The sequence below is a fragment of the bacterium genome (assembly GCA_016716565.1).
GTDB lineage: Bacteria > Bacteroidota > Ignavibacteria > Ignavibacteriales > Ignavibacteriaceae > IGN2.
Genome location: JADJWC010000002.1, coordinates 1,170,286 through 1,189,290, shown reverse-complemented (window position 1 = coordinate 1,189,290; position 19,005 = coordinate 1,170,286). Strand labels below are relative to the sequence as shown.

General features: G+C 37.6%; 16 protein-coding genes. 15 read left to right on the top strand and 1 reads right to left on the bottom strand.

The features are described from left to right. The 13 genes from IPM14_12120 to IPM14_12060 form a co-directional block, all read left to right on the top strand. Positions 1-870, top strand: an 870-nt coding sequence (locus IPM14_12120) for an acyl-CoA dehydrogenase family protein (GenBank protein ID MBK9098842.1), incomplete at its 5' end; no start/stop codon positions are given. A gap of 80 nt (positions 871-950) precedes the next feature. Next, entirely contained in the window at positions 951-1,163 is a 213-nt protein-coding gene (locus IPM14_12115) for a hypothetical protein (protein ID MBK9098841.1), read from the top strand. A gap of 110 nt (positions 1,164-1,273) precedes the next feature. Further along, complete coding sequence (gatE, locus tag IPM14_12110; protein ID MBK9098840.1) at positions 1,274-3,205, top strand: Glu-tRNA(Gln) amidotransferase subunit GatE; 1,932 nt, start codon at positions 1,274-1,276, stop codon at positions 3,203-3,205. Beyond that, entirely contained in the window at positions 3,195-4,583 is a 1,389-nt protein-coding gene (gatD, locus tag IPM14_12105; protein MBK9098839.1) for a Glu-tRNA(Gln) amidotransferase subunit GatD, read from the top strand. Before gatE ends, gatD begins: the two co-directional genes overlap by 11 nt. Positions 4,584-4,783: 200 nt before the next feature. Then, a complete protein-coding gene (gene tkt / locus IPM14_12100; protein MBK9098838.1) occupies positions 4,784-6,802 on the top strand; it encodes a transketolase in 2,019 nt (672 codons plus the stop codon). A 13-nt stretch (positions 6,803-6,815) separates the two neighbouring features. Next, positions 6,816-7,931 carry a saccharopine dehydrogenase NADP-binding domain-containing protein gene (locus IPM14_12095; GenBank protein MBK9098837.1) on the top strand — a complete coding sequence of 372 codons (1,116 nt, stop codon included), beginning with the start codon at positions 6,816-6,818 and terminating at the stop codon, positions 7,929-7,931. Between the two features lie 30 nt (positions 7,932-7,961). Beyond that, positions 7,962-9,908 carry a S9 family peptidase gene (locus IPM14_12090; protein ID MBK9098836.1) on the top strand — a complete coding sequence of 649 codons (1,947 nt, stop codon included), beginning with the start codon at positions 7,962-7,964 and terminating at the stop codon, positions 9,906-9,908. Between the two features lie 35 nt (positions 9,909-9,943). Continuing rightward, positions 9,944-10,402 (top strand): hypothetical protein, encoded by a 459-nt coding sequence (locus IPM14_12085; protein ID MBK9098835.1) that lies wholly within the window; start codon positions 9,944-9,946, stop codon positions 10,400-10,402. Between the two features lie 160 nt (positions 10,403-10,562). Continuing rightward, entirely contained in the window at positions 10,563-11,207 is a 645-nt protein-coding gene (locus IPM14_12080; protein ID MBK9098834.1) for a hypothetical protein, read from the top strand. Between the two features lie 160 nt (positions 11,208-11,367). Next, positions 11,368-12,627, top strand: coding sequence for an NAD(P)/FAD-dependent oxidoreductase (locus IPM14_12075; protein MBK9098833.1), 1,260 nt, complete (start codon positions 11,368-11,370; stop codon positions 12,625-12,627). 164 nt (positions 12,628-12,791) lie between these two features. Continuing rightward, positions 12,792-13,115 carry an RNA-binding protein gene (locus IPM14_12070; GenBank protein MBK9098832.1) on the top strand — a complete coding sequence of 108 codons (324 nt, stop codon included), beginning with the start codon at positions 12,792-12,794 and terminating at the stop codon, positions 13,113-13,115. Positions 13,116-13,274: 159 nt separating this feature from the next. Beyond that, complete coding sequence (locus tag IPM14_12065; protein MBK9098831.1) at positions 13,275-13,727, top strand: hypothetical protein; 453 nt, start codon at positions 13,275-13,277, stop codon at positions 13,725-13,727. Next, positions 13,724-14,962 carry a hypothetical protein gene (locus IPM14_12060; GenBank protein ID MBK9098830.1) on the top strand — a complete coding sequence of 413 codons (1,239 nt, stop codon included), beginning with the start codon at positions 13,724-13,726 and terminating at the stop codon, positions 14,960-14,962. Before IPM14_12065 ends, IPM14_12060 begins: the two co-directional genes overlap by 4 nt. 60 nt (positions 14,963-15,022) lie before the next feature. Here IPM14_12060 and IPM14_12055 read toward each other — a convergent pair whose 3' ends face one another. Beyond that, positions 15,023-16,216: an MFS transporter gene (locus IPM14_12055; protein ID MBK9098829.1), complete on the bottom strand. Its 1,194-nt coding sequence runs from the start codon at positions 16,214-16,216 to the stop codon at positions 15,023-15,025. A 319-nt stretch (positions 16,217-16,535) separates the two neighbouring features. On the opposite strand from IPM14_12055, the gene IPM14_12050 reads away from it, so the two are divergent. Together IPM14_12050 and IPM14_12045 are read left to right on the top strand one after the other, a co-directional pair. After that, positions 16,536-17,855, top strand: a complete 1,320-nt coding sequence (locus IPM14_12050; protein ID MBK9098828.1) for a hypothetical protein — start codon at positions 16,536-16,538, stop codon at positions 17,853-17,855. Positions 17,856-17,860: 5 nt separating this feature from the next. Further along, entirely contained in the window at positions 17,861-19,003 is a 1,143-nt protein-coding gene (locus IPM14_12045) for a hypothetical protein (GenBank protein ID MBK9098827.1), read from the top strand. Positions 19,004-19,005: the final 2 nt, after the last annotated feature.

Genomic DNA, 19,005 nt, shown 5'->3' with positions numbered 1-19,005 from the left:
TCAATTGGTTCAAATGCAATTTACATCGGGGGAAGTGAAGAGCAGAAGAAAAAATATCTAACACAGCTTGCAACAGGAGAAAAGATAGCAGCTTTCTGCTTAACAGAAGCACAAGCCGGTTCAGATTCATTTCATCTAAAAACAAAAGCAGATCTTGAAGGTGATCAGTGGGTTATAAACGGAGAGAAACTCTGGATTACAAATGGTGGAATTGCGGGTATACTTTCTTTATTTGCAAGAACCGAAAAAGGAATCAGTGCTTTTATTGTTGAAACAGATACTCCGGGATTTAAAGCTGGTCCGCCGGAAAAGAAAATGGGAATAAAGGGAAGCACGACAAACGCACTGAGTTTTGAAAATGTTCGGATACCAAAAGAAAATCTATTAGGTGTTGATGGAAGGGGATTCTTAATTGCAATGAAAACTCTGGATGCAGGAAGACTCGGACTCGGTGCTGCTTGCCTGGGAGTTGCAAAAGAGTTGTTGGAGCTTTCAACAAATTATGCGAAAGAAAGAAAACAATTCGATCATCCTATCAGCTTTTTCCAGGCAGTTCAATTTATGCTTGCAGAGATGGCAACAATGGTTTTCAATATGGAATCAATAGTCTATCGTACTGCTACTGATTATGATTTGAAGAAAGACATCTCAACAAGATCAGCGATGGTAAAACTATATTGTTCCGACGCACTTGATGAAGTTGCTGACCGTGCTGTTCAGATACACGGTGGAATGGGTTACTCACAGGAACTTTCAATTGAAAGATATTACAGGGATTCAAGGATCAACAGGATTTTTGAAGGAACAAACGAAATACAAAAAGGGATTATTGCACGAGATATTCTTAAAAAAGGCGGAAAAATTTTCTAACTTTGTAATGAGGTTTTATTATGACTCTGACAGAGGAATCATTATCGGGTATATCCGAAAAAACCATAAGTAAAAAAAATATGAGTAAGAAAAAAATATTCTACTACCGGATTTTTGATGACACCGAAAAGCTAAATTATGTGAAGAGCTCACTTACACATCAGGAGGTTGAACATTGGCTGCAGGAATATGAAAGAACTCATCAAAAATATTTTAATCCGGAGTTTATCAGCTATTTACAAAAGCACGATCCTGAAGCTGAAATTATTGAAATAAGCGATATATCATATTAATCCCACCCAATATTTTATGTCGCTTGTGTGTTCCCGGCACCCTGTACGGTATAATGCTGTTCTCTGCCGGGAATATTTTTTATATGTTGCGTTACATCAATTAAAATCTTATGAAAGAATTTATCTTCAAACCATTCGGAGAGATGACAGAAGCCGATTATCAAACCGTTGGCTTCAAATCCGGTCTCGAAATTCATCAACAGCTTTATACCAATAAGAAACTATTTTGCCGTTGCCCCGCTGGCATTTACAGCGATAACTATCATGCAGAAATACTTAGACATATGCGTCCGACTTTATCAGAACTTGGCGTTTATGATGGCACTGCTTTGATGGAATTCAAAACAAAAAAAGAAATTATTTACAGGATAAACAGAAACACTGTCTGCACATATGAAATGGATGACACACCTCCGTTCCTTATTAACGAAGATGCACTTGATATTGCACTTGGAATTGGAATGCTTTATAACTGCAAGCTTGTTGATGAACTTCATATTGCGCGAAAACAATATTTAGACGGAAGTATTCCAACAGGTTTTCAGCGGACAGCAATTTATGCTGTAGACGGCTGGATACCGTACAAAGACAGAAAAGTAAAAATTGTCCAGATGTCCATTGAAGAAGATTCCTGCAGGGAAGTTGCCGATTATTCTCACACAAGAGTTTATTTGACAGATAGGCTTGGAATGCCGCTGATTGAAACTGTTACGGGTCCGGATATGCGAACTCCGTACGAAGTAGCTGAAGTTGGATGGATTTGTGCAAAACTCGTCAGAAGCACTCACAAAGTACGAAGAGGAATCGGTGCAGCAAGACAGGATGTAAACGTAAGTGTGGAAGGAGGAACACGAGTTGAAATAAAAGGTGTTCCAAAGATTACAATGATTCCATTGTTGACACACAACGAAGCAATGCGTCAATGGAATCTATTAAGATTGCGGGAAGAACTGAAGAATAGAGGAATTACTCCCGAAACTTTCCAGGCAAAAGATTATGATATAACATCTCTTATAAAAAAACCTCACTACGTTCCATTAAAAAATGCAGTAGAAAGCAAATTGAAAATCAGTTGTGTTGTCCTCAAAGGATTTAAAGATTTGCTTCGTTGGCAGACTCAAACCGACACATATTTTTCCAAGGAAATTTCAGATAGAGTGAGAGTAATTGCCTGCCTGACAACTATTCCAAATATTATTCATTCAGACAGCAGGACCGATACAATCACTTCATCCGACTGGCAGAAAATTAAAAAACACGTTGAAGCAACGGACAATGATACAATTGTAATTGTTTGGGCGAGTGATGATGATATTCAAACTGCTGTGAACGAAATTATCATTCGTGCGAAGGAAGCAACGATTGGTATTCCTTCGGAAACGAGACAAGCACTGAGTGATGGTACAAATGGATTCGAAAGAATTCTTCCGGGTGCAGACAGAATGTATCCCGATACAGACCTTCCACCTAAAAAAATTGGTGCGGAAAGAATTAATAAAATTAAATCCTGGCTTCCCGAACAATTCTGGAAGAGACAGGAATGGTACAGGAAGCTTAATATTCCTCCCGATACAATCGATGAGCTGTCAATTTCAAAATATGCTGAACTGTTTAAGAAAGCAGTTATTGGGTGGAGGGTAAACCCAACAACTGCGGCAGTAATTCTGATTCAATATCCAAAAAGATTAAGCAGAAGCAGTTACGTGATAGATTCAATAAATGAAGAGATGATGACAGCAATTCTCCGAGCATATGCTGATGGAAAGCTCACGTACGATTTCATTCTCAAGGCGATGAAGATCAGCACTGAGCTCGGAATGTTTGTTGAAGAAATATTACCAAGACCGATCAGCGATACAGACCTTGAAAAAGAAATTACGAGTGCAGATCTCGAAATGCAAAGAATGAAGTTCGTTAAACCACAAAACGCAAATAGCATAATGATGGGAATATTGATGAGCAGACTTCGCGGAAAGATCAGTGCGAAGAAAGTTGCGCAGAAAGTCATTGAGTTTCAAAGGAGTTTGAAGAATGTCAAATAATGATGAATACAAGGGTTATAAAGGAGAAGCATTAAAAACTCTTCAGAAATTCAATGCGCTTGTGTGGAGCGATGTGGAGATAAACACTGCAGATGGAGATTTTAAAGGATTGATTCTTCCAAGATCCGAAACCGCCGATGAATTTCATATAGTATTGAAAATTCCTGTCGGATATAATATTGGTATTGCCGCAAGGAGAATTCAGTCAATAAAAATTTTTGGAAGAAAAGAAGCTCACTATAAAATTCCAGAAAAAGATTTTCCCTACGATCCTAAAAAACCAAAAGTGAAACTTCTCGGTACCGGCGGAACAATTGCCAGCAGACTCGATTACCGAACCGGTGCTGTTATTCCTGCATTCTCACCGGGAGAACTGTACGGCTCTGTTCCGGAGCTTGCAGATTATTGCAATCTTGAAACCGAAAAGCTTTACGGGGAGTTTAGCGAAAACATCGGGCCGAAACACTGGAAAGGCGTTGCAGAAGCAATCGGAAAAGAAATTGAAAAAGGTGTGCAGGGAATTGTGATCGGACACGGAACGGACATTATGCATCACACTGCCGCAGCGTTATCTTTTATGGTTCAGAATTCTCCAGTCCCTATTGTTATGGTTGGTTCGCAGCGTTCAAGCGATCGTCCATCATCTGATGCTGCACTCAACTTAATTCATTCAGTTAAAACCGCATCGGAAAGTGATATTGCTGAAGTGATGGTTTGTATGTTTGGACCAACATCTGATATTTATGGTCTTCTTCATCGCGGAACGCGCGTAAGAAAAATGCATTCAAGTTACAGATCAACTTTCAGAACTATTGGCGACATTCCTATTGCTACAGTCAGCAGAGAAAAAATCACCCCGCTTCGTAATGATTACAAACGCAGAAGAAAAGACAAAGATGTAATCATCAATCCTGTGTTTGAAGAGAAGGTTAGCATTGTCTACTACTATCCGAATATGCAGCCTGATATAATTGATTCGTTAGTTGATAACGGTTACAGAGGAATTGTGATTGCGGGAACAGGACTTGGTCACGTGAACAAACCGATGTATCCCGCACTTAAACGTGCTAAAGAAAAAAACGTTGCTGTGTATATGACTGTGCAAACTCTGTGGGGTTATGTGCAGATGTACGTTTACGACACCGGAAGAGATATGATGGAGCTTGGAGTAATTCCCGCAGCAAATATGCTTCCCGAAGTTGCTTATGTAAAACTTGGCTGGGCATTAGGACAAACCGATGATCCACAAAAAGTAAAAGATATTATGCTCACACCAATTGCCGGAGAAATTACAGAACGCGAACCGAGCAACGGCTATCTAATTTACCAGGGCGGTTTACCGGAAGTGGAAGATTTTATTAAGCAGTTTAGGAAGTAATTTTTATAATTTTTTTTTGACTGCTTACTCGAAGATTCTTTTTTAATTCCCCAAAATTAGCCGTAATTTTTCACTAAAGATTAGACCCTTTTTGAACAGATTACGGCAAACATTTCTTTTTATAAGCCTATGGCTTAAATAGTTTTATGTTTCAATTACCTTCTTCAATTATACAATATTTTGTGATTCAGGAGTAACAAATGCCAGAAAAAGATTTATCTCAACTCTCAATTAATACAATACGATTCCTTGCTGTTGATGCGGTTCAGAAAGCAAACTCTGGTCATCCCGGAATGCCGATGGGCTGTGCACCGATTGCTTATTGGCTTTATACAAAGTTTATGAAGCATAATCCTGAAAACCCGGATTGGAAAAATCGGGACAGGTTTATTCTTTCTGCCGGACACGGAAGTATGCTGTTGTATTCTATTCTTCATCTTTGCGGATACAAAATTTCAATGGATGATTTGAAAAATTTCAGACAATGGAAAAGTATTACTCCCGGTCATCCTGAATTTGGTTTAGCTCCCGGTGTTGAAACTACGACCGGTCCGCTCGGACAAGGATTTTCAAATGCTGTCGGAATGGCAATTGCACAGGAATATCTTGGTTCACTTTTTAATAAGGATGACATTAAAATTCTCGATCACTTTATTTACGGAATCTGCAGCGACGGCGATTTGATGGAAGGAATTTCTCACGAAGCAGCTTCGCTTGCAGGACATTTGAAGCTCGGCAAATTAATTTTCTTTTATGATGATAATGGAATTACTATCGATGGAAAAACAAGTCTTGCTTTTTCAGAAGATATCAAAAAAAGATTTGAAGCATACAGCTGGCAGGTTTTGAATGTTGATGATGTGAACGATCTCCCACAAATTGATAAAGCTGTTGAGCAGGCACAAAAGGAAACTACCAAACCGACATTAATAATTACAAAAACACACATTGGATTTGGAAGTCCCAAGAAGCAGGATACTTCTGCAGCTCACGGATCACCGCTTGGAGAGGATGAAGTAAAAGCCACAAAGAAAAATCTTGACTGGGACGAGAACAAATTTTTCTATATACCGGATGAAGTTGCAGATCATTTCAGAAAAATGAAAAACACATTCAGTAATTATGAAAATGAATGGAACAAACTATTCGAAAACTACAAGAAAAAATATCCTGCTGAAGCAGAGCAATTTGTAAAAGTATTCAATAATGATTTTGGCGATGAATGGTTGGCAGCATTACCCTCCTTTACTAAATATGGTGAAGGTGTTCCAACAAGAAATGCATCTGGAAGTGTAATTAATGCAATTGCAAAACATCTCCCGACATTGATTGGGGGCTCAGCTGATCTTGAACCATCTAACAACACTTATATAAAAGAATCAGAAAAATTTTCTGCTGAAAACAGAAGCGGTAAAAATTTTCACTTCGGAATTCGCGAACACGGAATGGGCGGAATATTAAACGGAATGGCTTTGTACGGCGGAGTAACCCCATATGGCGGAACATTCCTTGTTTTTTCTGATTATATGCGACCATCAATCAGGCTCGCTTCACTTTCCGGTGTTCGTCCGATTTATGTTTTCACTCATGACAGCATCGGGCTTGGAGAAGACGGACCAACTCATCAGCCACTTGAGCATCTTGCTTCTCTTCGAGCAATACCCAAAGTTGTAGTGATCAGACCTGCTGATGCAAATGAAACTGTGGAAGCCTGGAAAGTTGCTATTGAACATAAAGGAAGTCCGGTTGCACTTACGTTGACAAGACAGAAAGTTCCTGTTCTCGATAGAACAAAGATGTCCTCAGCAGAAAATTTATCAAAAGGTGCATACATTCTCATTCAATCAGAAAACAAACCAGATGTGATATTAATGGCTTCCGGTTCTGAAGTTTCGCTTGCCGTTGAAGCATTCAACCAGCTTCAGTCCGAAGGAATAAATTCGAGAGTTGTAAGTTTCCCAAGTTGGGAATTGTTCGAATTGCAATCAGATGAATACAAAGAATCAGTTCTTCCAAAATCAATTAAAGCAAGAATTTCAATCGAAGCCGGAGTAAAGCAGGGCTGGGAAAAATATCTCGGCGATTATGGAGAAGCCATAAGCATTGAAAAATTCGGTGCGTCAGCTCCATATGAAATTATTTTTAAAGAGTATGGTTTCACAAAAGAAGCTATTGTACAAAAAGCCAAAGTACTTATTTCTAAGTTGAAAAAAGATTAACAGGGATTTCAAAATGAAAAAAGTAATTGTTCTCGGGGCAGGATTAGTTGGAAGAACAATAGCGATAGAACTTTCCAAAGATTATCAGGTTACCGCAGTTGATTCAAATTCCATCCGGCTTAAAAATCTCAAAGACAAAAAAATAAAAACACGTAAAGCAGATCTTTCTTCTAACTCTGAAATTCAAAAAGTTGTCAAGAATTCTGATCTGGTAATTTGTGCTCTCCCTGGATTCATGGGATTCAAGTCATTGAAATCAATAATCAAAGCAGGGAAAAATGTTGTCGATATTTCTTTCTTCCCCGAGGATCAATTCTTATTGGACAAACTTGCAAAGCAAAGAGGCGTTACTGCAATTGTTGATTGCGGAGTTGCACCAGGTTTTGCAAATATTATTCTCGGGTATCATAATAAAAGAATGAAGATTTCAAATTATAAATGTCTTGTTGGAGGACTTCCATACAAACGTGAATGGCCTTTTGAGTACAAAGCATTCTTTTCACCAATTGATGTGATCGCTGAATATACTCGGCCGGCAAGATTGGTAGTTGATGGAAAAATTATTGAGAAGCCTGCTTTGTCAGAACCTGAAATAATTAATTACAAAGAAGTCGGAGATCTTGAAGCATTCAACACAGACGGATTGAGGTCTTTGATGAAGACAATGAAAATTCCGAATATGATTGAAAAGACTATGCGTTATCCGGGTCATATCGAGCTGATGAAAATTTTCAGGGAGGTCGGATTATTCGGTGAAAAAGAAATTGAAATAAATAAGAAAAAAGTTAATCCGATTGATCTGACAGCCAAATTACTTTTTCCATTCTGGTCGCCCGTAAAAGGCGAAAGAGATTTTACTGTGCTGGATGTATTGATAGAAGGAAGTCAGGACAACAAAAAAACTTCTCATCACTATTTTGTTTTTGACGAATACGATTCAAAGGAAGATAATTCATCGATGGCAAGAACAACCGGATTTACATGTTGCGCAGCTGCGAGATATTTGCTGGATCATAACTACAATCGAAAAGGAATTTGCCCACCGGAATTTCTCGGTGAAGATGAAAATTGTTTTAATTATATTGTTTCCTATCTGAAGGATAAAGATATAAGGATAGATAAAACTTAAATTCTTTTATAACTACAAAGGAGAACACAAATGAAAAAAATGTTATCACTCTTTTTTATTCTTTCAATCATTATTCCTTGCTCTTTTGCTTTTGCTCAGATTGAAAGAAAAGAACTTGGCAATCTCATAATTGAAAACATTCCGGAAATCCCGCAGCAGCTCAAAGACAGAATCTTTCAATATCAAAGTACACGATCGGCTTCATTCCAGGATTGGCTGCACAATAATGAAGGTATTTTGATTTCAACACGCTTTGGCGAGACAGTACAATTCCACAAAGTAAAAAACCCGGGCGGCTCAAGAGAACAAATTACATTTTTTAATGAACCGGTTGGTGGAGCGACTGTTTGTCCAGATAAAACTAAAAATATTTTTCTATTCACAAAGGATGTTGGCGGAGGCGAATTTTACCAGATATTTTCATTCGATCTGGTAACCGGGACATTCAAAATGCTTACTGATGGAAAATCAAGTAACGGCGGAGTTTCCTGGAATAATAAAGGAGATAAATTTTCTTTCTTTAGTACAAAAAGAAACGGAATGGATTGGGATATCTACATTGCTGATATAAACAATCCTGAAAATGCTGAAATGGTTTTAAGTGAAGGTGGTGCATGGGGTGTAGTTGATTGGTCACCGGATGATAATTCACTCATCGTTGGAAAATATATTTCTGCTAATGAAAGCTATCTTTACACTTTTAACATCAACACCCAAAATCTCGAACAAATCAATCCTTCACCAGAAAAGATATCTTACGGCGGAACAAAATTTTCAAAAGACGGCAAAGGAATTTTCTTTACATCAGATGAAAAGAGTGAGTTTAAAAGACTTCGGTATTATGATCTTCAAACAAAAAATATTACTGTGCTTACAGAAGATATTAACTGGGATATTGGAGCGCTGACATTGTCAGAACAAGGTGATATGCTTGCATTCACAGTTAATGAAGGCGGACTGGATAAACTTTATTTGCTTGATACAAAAACCATGAAGCACAATCAAGTTCCAGATCTTCCTGTTGGTCAGATTTATGGATTATCATTTCATCCTGATGGAAAAAAGCTTGCTCTTGTTTTAAATACGCCGCAAACACCGGGCGATATTTTTGTAATGAACTTATCAGACTATTCTCTTGAGCGATGGACTTACAGTGAAGCCGGCGGATTGAACACTTCAGAGTTTGTGATCCCCGAACTAATCCATTATCCAACTTTTGATGAAGTAGACGGCAAACCCAGAATGATTCCAGCTTTTGTTTATAAACCAAAAGGTGATGGACCGCATCCGGTCGTAATTGATATCCACGGCGGACCGGAAAGTCAAGCGGTTCCTTCTTTCAGTCCGATTAATCAATATTATATTAATGAAATGGGCATTGCGATTATTGAACCAAATGTTCGCGGTTCAACAGGCTACGGGAAAACCTATCTATCACTTGATAATGGTTATAACAGAGAGCATTCTGTGAAAGATATTGGCGCATTATTAGATTGGATTGAAAAGCAGCCGGACCTTGATGCAAATCGTGTTGCTGTTAATGGCGGGTCTTACGGTGGATATATGGTATTATCATCTATGTTTAATTACAATGACAGAATTAGATGCGGAGTAGACATTGTGGGTATCAGCAACTTTGTAACTTTTTTGAATAACACACAGGATTACAGAAGAGATTTAAGAAGGGTTGAGTATGGTGATGAAAGAGATCCCGATATGAATGCTTTTCTTAACAGCATTTCTCCAACAACAAATGCACACAAAATAACCAAGCCACTTTTTGTTGTGCAGGGTTATAATGATCCTCGAGTACCGTATACTGAAGCTGAGCAGATTGTTGATGTTGTTAGAAAGAATGGCGGCGAAGTATGGTATCTTCTTGCAAAAGATGAAGGACACGGTTTCAGAAAGAAAACCAATCGTGATTATTACATCTGGTCAGAAGTTTTATTCTACGAAAAGTATTTGTTGAAATAACTCTCTTAATTTATTTTTGGCTGTGGGCATCAAGTTTGAGTCCACAGCTTTTTTATTTACCGAATATGGCTACGAGATTAAAAATACTTTCTGCTTTGTGTTTATATGCCTGCATTTCATTTGCTCAGGTTGAGGAAACAAATCAGAGTCAGCTGCCCGATTCGACAATAAGGTTTCAGGGGATAGTTCCACCAATTGAATTTCAGTATAATATCGACGAAATTTTCAGCAAGCCTATTGCTCCATATATACCTGAAGATATTTTATTTGATGATAATCCATCTACAGTATGGTTGAGAACTGAATTATTAATATCGAACAGCTCACAACCGGGCAATGGCGAAGTGAATACTTTCTTTACTGCACCGTTATACCAGCAGTATCTGCGGGATTCAGAATTCGATATGGTGCGTTATGTTTTAGGGGCAGTTCAGGCAGGTGCAGTTGGCTACATGGCATACCGCCATATTAAGAAATACGGTTTCTGGAAATAAATCCAATCGATTTTCAACCTTTCGTACAGCCATCCATCAGCAAATAGGTTCATATTTCATATAATGGATAAGAATTGAAACTTCATCCGGTTAATTGCGTCATAATTTTCAGTGAAGCCCAAGAAGGGGACGGATTATTAACAATTAAACAGGAGAAACCATGAACTTTTTTTCAACCATTCCGAAAACAAAGTCCGCAAACACGCTTTTGCTTGTAATATTTTTTCTAATAGGAATTACTTCCGTTTCCTGTGCAGCCACACCAACCGATTCTCTGAATAAAGATTCATCGAAGTATCTCTCATTTTATGAAACCGTTGATGGTGAAAGAATACATTGGGAAGTAAACTTTATGGGAGATGAGATTACCTCCATTTATAAAAATGGAAGTAGAATTCCCGATGATCTTGTAGCAGATTATAAAGAAAAAGTTTACGACCAGCTTGATGAAATGAGATTCGGTGACCGGAAATTTAAATTCCATATGCCTCTGGTTGCTGGCAAGGATTTCCATTTTGATATGGAAGAACTACACAAAGATCTCGAAGAAATGCAGAAGGACCTTCCTGAACTCAAGGAAAATTTCCGGTTCCATTATTTTGATAGTGAAGAATTTCAAAAAGAAATGGAAGAACTGAAAAAAGAGCTGGAAGAAAACAAGGATCACATTTACAAATTCAGGTTCGATGATAAAGAATTCAAGGAAGAGATGGAAAAACTCCAAAAAGAACTTCAGGAAAATCTGCCAAAGCTGAAAAAGTTTAAGTTTGAATTTGAAGTGGAAGAAGAAGACACAGAGGTTTAGTTAGTTCTTAAAACTTAAAGGAGTAATTTTCCTTTCAATAAACTTCTATTAGCTACATTGATTTTAAATGGAGCCGTCCCTGTGACGGCTTCTTTTTTATGTGACATTGCTCAACGTTTAACGAACGACAATTTATTAATTTTGAGCAGGAGGTTTATGAATTATGAAAAAGATAGTTATAATCGGCGCTGGTTTCGGCGGATTGACAGCCGCGAAGGTATTAGCAAAATTTGATTTTGATATAACCATAATAGACAAAACAAACCATCACGTTTTCCAGCCTTTGCTTTATCAGGTTGCAACAACTGCTTTATCTCCGGCTGATATTGCAACTCCAATCAGATCTGTCTTTAGCAAAAATAAAAATGTCAAAGTACTTCTTGGCGAAGTAAGAGCGATTAAAAGAGAAGAAAGGAAAGTTTTATTCAACGGTTCTGAAATTGATTTTGATTATTTAATAGTTGCAACCGGCTCAAAACATTCCTATTTCGGAAAAGATGAATGGGAAAAATTTGCACCCGGATTAAAAACAATGAATGATGCGTTGAAGATCAGAGAGAAAATTCTTCTATCTCTCGAAGCAGCGGAAAAAGAAGTTGATCTTGTAAAAAGACAAAAGTATCTCAACTTTGTAATTATCGGTGGTGGACCAACTGGTGTTGAACTTGCAGGAGCCATTTCGGAAATAGTTAATAAAAATGTTATTCCTGATTTCAGGAACATAACCGCATCAATGACAAAAGTATATTTGATTGAAGCACTGCCGAAAATTCTTTCATCATATCCCGATAAACTTTCTGCCCATGCACTTGAAGATTTAAAGAAACTTGAAGTTGAAGTAATATTAAATCAAAAGGTTTCTGAAATAAATGATCACGGAGTAAAAGTTGGCGACAGATTTATTGAATCAAGCAACGTACTCTGGGCTGCAGGAAATCAGTCATCGCCTTTAATAAAATCTCTTAACACTGAAATTGACAGAGCCGGCAGAGCAGTTGTTAAAGATGATTTAAGCATTAAGGAAGATGATAAAATTTTTGTAATCGGTGATGCAGCTGCAATCAAAAATAAAAGGGGTGAATATCTCCCTGCGATTGCTCCTGTTGCGATGCAACAGGGAAGATACGTTGCCAGAATCATTGCAAAAAATTTAATAGGGAATTCAAGAGGGGTTTTTAAATACAATGACAAGGGAACGATGGCAACGATCGGAAAAGCCAAAGCTGTTGGAGTTGTAAAAGGCATCAAACTTTCAGGGTTAATTGCATGGCTTGCGTGGTCATTTGTTCACATCGCATATCTGATAGGATTCAGAAACCGTTTAAGGGTTATGGTTGAATGGATATGGTATTATATAACAAATCGACCGGGAATCAGGCTAATTATTAAGTATACGGAGGATTTTCTTCCTAAATCATAAGTCACTTGTAAAAGCACATTATTTATTCTAACTTTGAGCGTCCGCATAAAATAAAGATACAGCATTTCATCAAATTTCCCGCTTTATCTCTTTTTACAACGACAGGAATCAGGCACAAATAAGTATCGCCTGACAATTTTTTTATTTTTTTTAAGGAGTTCAAAATGAACATTTACGTAGGCAACCTTGCATCTGATGTTAAAGAAGATGACCTTAACGAACTTTTTTCACAGCACGGCAAGGTTAGCAGCGCGAAAGTAATTCGCGATATGTTTACACAGGAATCTAGAGGTTTCGGTTTTGTTGAAATGCCCGGACAGGCTGAAGCGATGAAAGCAATCGAAACACTTAATACATTCGAATTGAAGGGAAAGAAACTTGTTGTAAATGAGGCCCGTCCGCAGCGTGATAGAAAAGGCGGCGGAGGCGGTGGACGCGGTGGTGCTGGCGGCGGTCGAAGTGGCGGCGGCAGAGGCGGAAGAAGATAAAAGCACTTAATAATTAATAATTTAATAGCCGCAGTATTTTGCGGCTTTTTTATTATAAACCAGGTCATTATTCTTTACAATAAAACGAAAGCAATTTCTTCTTATTTTTTACTTAACTCTTTAACAAATTTTTATAACAAACAATTTTTGGGAGAATATATGAAGCAATTATTAATTGTTTCTTTAATCCTTTCTGCATTATTTGCTGCCTGCTCTGTATTGACACTTCAGCCGGCAAATTTTTCCTGGCCACTTGAATCTGTCTTGCCTGTTGATGCTAACGGAAAAATTTCTGATGACAGATATTCCGTCGAGGTTAATACCGTCGGAATGTTCTTTGAAGAATTCCAGGATTCACTTTCATACAAAGGCAAAGATGCTCATCTGATAAGAGATAATATGGGATTTTATTTTTTAACTTCCGCTGGCTTTAAGAACGTTTATGTATTTAAAACAGAAGAAGGCACAATGGTTCTTGAAAACAAAATATTCATTTCTGAATTCGGATTGCAGAGCCCTGCATTCAATCAGCGTGAGCCTTACATTGAACTCGTTGATGGAACTAATAAAATGAATCTTACTTATAAAGGAATAGAAGGAGCTTCAAAATGATCAGAAAATATTTTAATCTTGTTTTCGTTTTCTTTTTACTTGCTGGGTTGATAAGCATTTCAAACGCTCAATCCGACAGAGAGATAGTAGATAATTTCAAAGCTGAATATTCGGCAATTGAAAAAAGTATTAAAGATGCAACTTCGCTTCAGGAACTGCAGCCGGTTGCAGATAAAATAACAACTCTCAACAGTAACTATCTTGTTCACAAAGATTTGCTCGATAAAAGTCTTTATCCCGACAAATTTGATGAATCAATTGACAAGCTGAACAAAGCGTACCTGTTAAGGCAGGGAGATTTCTCAACAATTGATGTTTTACAAACAGAAGTCGGAGAACTCAAGCAGCAGGTTGAAGTTCTTAACCAGCGTAACAACGAACTTCTCTCACAGGTACAAAAACTTGAAGCACAAAGAGAAAAGGATGTAAAGACAATTAAAAAACTTGAAAAACTTGTTGCGGAACTTCGTTCATCTATTAGAGAAAGAGACGACCTCGTTCTTGCGATGATCGACAGCCTGATGCCACCTACTATGCGCGATAAAGATGCTTTCACCACAGAAGATAAAAGCGAAGTCGCCAGCCAGGAACAGAAGGACAATGTTCTGAACAATATTAAGATCACAATAAGAGATAATATTAAATTCATAAAAGCAACTTCGCTCAAGCCTGAAGATCTTAAAGAGATAAAAGAACAGCAGAATGATTTTGTTGACAAGTGGCGGAAAGTGGGAGTCAGGCTGGTTGAAGTATATGCTGATGATGAAAAAAAATCAGAAGAGCTTAAGCAGATTGATGATCTGTTTAACGATTGGAACGCCGCCGTCAGGCAGGAAGCATGGGAATCAATCAACGAAGAATTTTCTTTGAACGGTATCGAGCTCAGAAGCTTCAGGAATGGTGATGATTTTACTGCTTCCGTTGAAACATTTATAGGCGACGAACTTAAAAATCTCGGCGTTAAGAGTACGGAAGAATCAAGGAGAATCTATGCTCAGTTTGCTGACAGCATCTGGTTTAAAACCATTCAGCCAGTTTGGATGAATTACTTGATCGAAAATAAAATGATCACCGACGAAAACAAGAACAAGATGGAAAGTAAAATAGGTGAATGGAAAAGCGCACTATTCCCTTCAAGCTGGTGGATTTATGTAATGATTGCAGTAGTGGTTATAGCTGTTATCGCGATATACTTTTTCAGCAGAAGAAAACCTAAAACCAAAGTGAGCGATTAGAAAAACGATCAGGCAGAATTATTTGTAAGCCCCGCGAATAACGGGGCTTTTTTATCACAATTATTTTTTCAACCTCAACATCATCACAGTAGAAATCAATCCAAACGCAAGACATCCCAACCACAAATTAAACGGACCGTAAAGATCAAGCACCGTTGCACCGAGCCACGGACCAACCATAAACGCAAAGCTGAATGCCATCTGGAAATAACCCATATACTCGCCGCGTTGTTTTTCTGGAGCTATCTTCGCAACATACTCACCCGATGAAGGAAAGAAAATCATTTCCCCAAAAGTCCATATAACAATCAACGCAGCGATTGGAGGAATTGTATTTGTAAAAGCCATCAAACCAAAACCAACTCCGCACAATAGCGCACCAAGTGCAAGCGCTTTTCTGTCATCCCAATATCGCATTGAATCGTTAAGAGGCACCTCAATAAAAATTATCAGAACGGTGTTGACAGCAGTTAAAATTCCAAATACAGCATTTGTATATCCTAAATCTGATACAATAAATAATGGCAGCGCACCAATATGCTGGAAGAAAACTATCTCAACAGGAATAAATGCGAGAAGAAAGTAAAGTAATCTTTTATCATTAAGCACATTTACTTTTTGGTGAGAAATATTTTTTTCAATGATTTGCTTTTCCGGATCTGTCGTTTCGTGCTTTTCAAAATGTGAAAAAGTCAAAAAAGCTCCCGCAGCAAGTGATGAGAGTGCGTTGATATAAAACAACAAGTGAAAATTTATTGTGCTTAGTATTCCTCCGACAACCGGACCAATGCTCATCCCAAGATTTATTGCCAGCCGCTGAAGTGCGAAAGCAGTTTTTCTTCTGTCAGATGTAACTTCATCTGATATAAAAGCCATGCTCGCTGGACGGAATGCTTCACTTAAAATTGCCCAGATAAACGTGAGAGAAAGAAATAATATAAAATCAGTAATGAAGGAATAAAAAAGAAGGAATGATCCGGTCGCGAACAAAGATATTTTCATCTGCCGCATTGTCCCGATTTTATCACTTAACTTTCCGGAGAAAGGTGCAGATATAAAAGCACCAACACCATAAACAGCAAGCACCAATCCTGCATCTGCCTTGGAAACTTTCAGTACCTGGTTGGCATAAAGAGCAATAAATGGTAAAACCATCGTTCCCGATCTGTTAATCAGAGTTGCCGCAGCAAGCATCCAGATATTTTTAGGAATATTCTTTAATCCGCTGTACGGGTTCTTCAACGCATATTTCATTCTTAACCTAAAGTTAACATTAGCTTAATCTTCAGTTAATCTACTTGGAATAAATTTCGATTGGTAAAATACAACAAGAAGGAAAATAATCATGGACGAAACCTTAAGATTCTTCATCGGAATAGCTTTATTCCTTGTGGTAATCGCTTACGAAAAACTCAAAGAGAGTTCAAACAAACAAACCTCCTAAGCTGATATAACGGCACTATATTCAATTAGTGCAAAGAACTATTATCAGGAAATCCTCCCCTTCAAGCAAAGGTTCCTACAATTTCCTATTTTACTCCCCGGAATATTATCTACTTTTATTTAATTATTAATGAGTGAATCCAAACACAAAGCATGGGTAGTTTCTGCCGATATGGGCTACGGACATCAGAGAGCAGTTTATCCTTTAAAAGATATCGCTGAAGAAGGAATAATTACAGTTGGTTCCTCCGAAGCAGTATCAAAATCTGAGCAGAAGCTTTGGAAAAGACTTTTAAATGCATACGAATTTTTTTCGAGAGCCAAAGGCATTCCTGTAATTGGTCCACCATTTTTCTCTATGCTTGATTCACTGATGCGCATTCCTTCGTTTTACCCGATGAGAAATTTATCGAGCAGCACTTTCCAGGTTAATCTTCTGGAATCATTAATTGAAAAAGGTCTCTGCAAAGGAATGCTTGATAAAACAGCAACTAAAAATCTGCCGTTGATAACATCATTTTATGCCTCTGCAGTTGCAGCTGATAAAAAAGGATTCAACAAGATTTACTGCATAATCTGCGATGCTGACATTAATCGTGTGTGGGTTGCAAAAGATCCGTGGGAAAGCAGAATAGAATACTTTGCCCCTTGCGGTAAAGCAGCTCAAAGATTAAAAGCTTATGGTGTTCCTGAAGAAAGAATTCACCTGACAGGATTCCCTCTACCGACTGAGCTTCTCGGCGATGAAAATCTTTCTGTCCTGAAAAAGGATTTAGCGCAGAGATTATTTTATCTCGATCCCAAAGGAAAATTCTGGACAAGGCACGGGAAGAATGTTGAACATTTTCTTGGGAAGGAAAATTGTGTCTTCATAAATAATCGAAAGCTAACTATTACTTATGCTGTTGGCGGGGCAGGTGCACAGAAAGAAATTGGTCAGAAAATAGCATATAGTCTTAGAGAAAAATTAAAGTCTCAGGAGATTAGATTATTTCTCGTTGCCGGAATCAGAAAAGAAGTAAGTGATTATTTTGAATCGGTGAAAAAAGATATTGATCCGGAAGGGAACAGCATAAAAATTATTTATTCCGAGTCATTGCACGGCTACTTTGATTTGTTTAACAAAGCATTACATGAAACGGATATACTTTGGACAAAACCGAGCGAACTTTCTTTCTATGCGGCTTTGGGCATTCCGATTATTATGAGTCCGATTATCGGGTCGCAGGAAAAATTCAACAGGAAATGGCTTCGGGAAATTCAGGCAGCGTTGAAGCAGGAAACACCGGATTACACAGATCAATGGCTTTACGATTTGCTGAACAGAGGAACACTTGCAGAATCAGCGTGGGATGGATTTTTAAAAGCACGGAAGCTTGGTACGTTCAAAATTAAACAGGTTCTTGAAAAAGGATTCCTGGAAAAAGAAACTCATCCGGTACTGAGGTAGTTGTAGTGAATAAAAAGCAAAAATATTTATTTGTATATCTGAAAACCGGTGGAGGTCATCTGGCACCTGCTCGTGCAATATTTAATTATATGAATAAATATTTTTCAGATGTCACGGATCCAAAGCTAGTTTATGGCTTTGAGAAAACTCCCCGTTGGGTTCAGTATATAATTGAAGATGGTTACCGGATGCTTCAATACACGGGTAAATGGGTTTTTGAATTCCTTTATGCAATAAATAAAATTCCGATTATAGCCAGGATAACCTGCCTGCTCATCACTCCCTTTGTGAGTAAATATCTTGAAGAGACGATCGTAAATGAGAAACCTGATAAAATAGTGATCTTCCATTTCTTTCTAATCATACCTATTTATAGAATTCTAAAGAAGAAAAATTTATTGATACAAGTCGAAACAGTAATTACAGATCCGTTCACTCCACACCCGATGTGGTTTTTGATAAAGAATCAGAATTTTATTGTGTTTAGTGAAGATTTAAAAGAAAAAGTCCTTAATAAAAATAGAGGTTACAAAGTTCAAACCTTTCCTTTTGTGATTGATGAAAAATTTTCAAAGCAAATTTCTGCAAATGAAGTTAGTACTTTGAAAAACAAGTATGAATATGATACTTCTAAAAAACTGCTTTTAATTTTAGGAGGTGGCGATGGAATACCGAAAGGTGAAAGAATACTTGAAGAGATTCTTTCTTCAAAACCTGATTATGAAATAGGAATTGTCTGCGGTAAGAATGAAGTGCTTCAAAATGGTGCTGAAAGATTGAAAGAAAAATATCAGGCAGCACAACTAAAAATTTATGGTTATGTTGATTTCATTTATGATTTGATAAGCATTTCGGATGTTGTGCTCACAAAATGCGGTGCTTCTACAATTATGGAAATCTTAAATCTAAAAAAAGTTCCCGTCGTTAATGATTACATCTGGGAACAGGAACAGGGGAATGTTGATTATCTGGTAGAAAAGAAGCTTGGCATCTATGAACCAAAAATTAGCAAGCTTCCCGGAGTTATTAAAAATCTATTAACAGATGAAAAACTTTATTCTTTCTACCGAGATAATATTGAGAATGAAAAAATAGAAAACGGGCTTCCAATGGTTACCCGTCACATTATAAATGAAGTCACACAATAAAT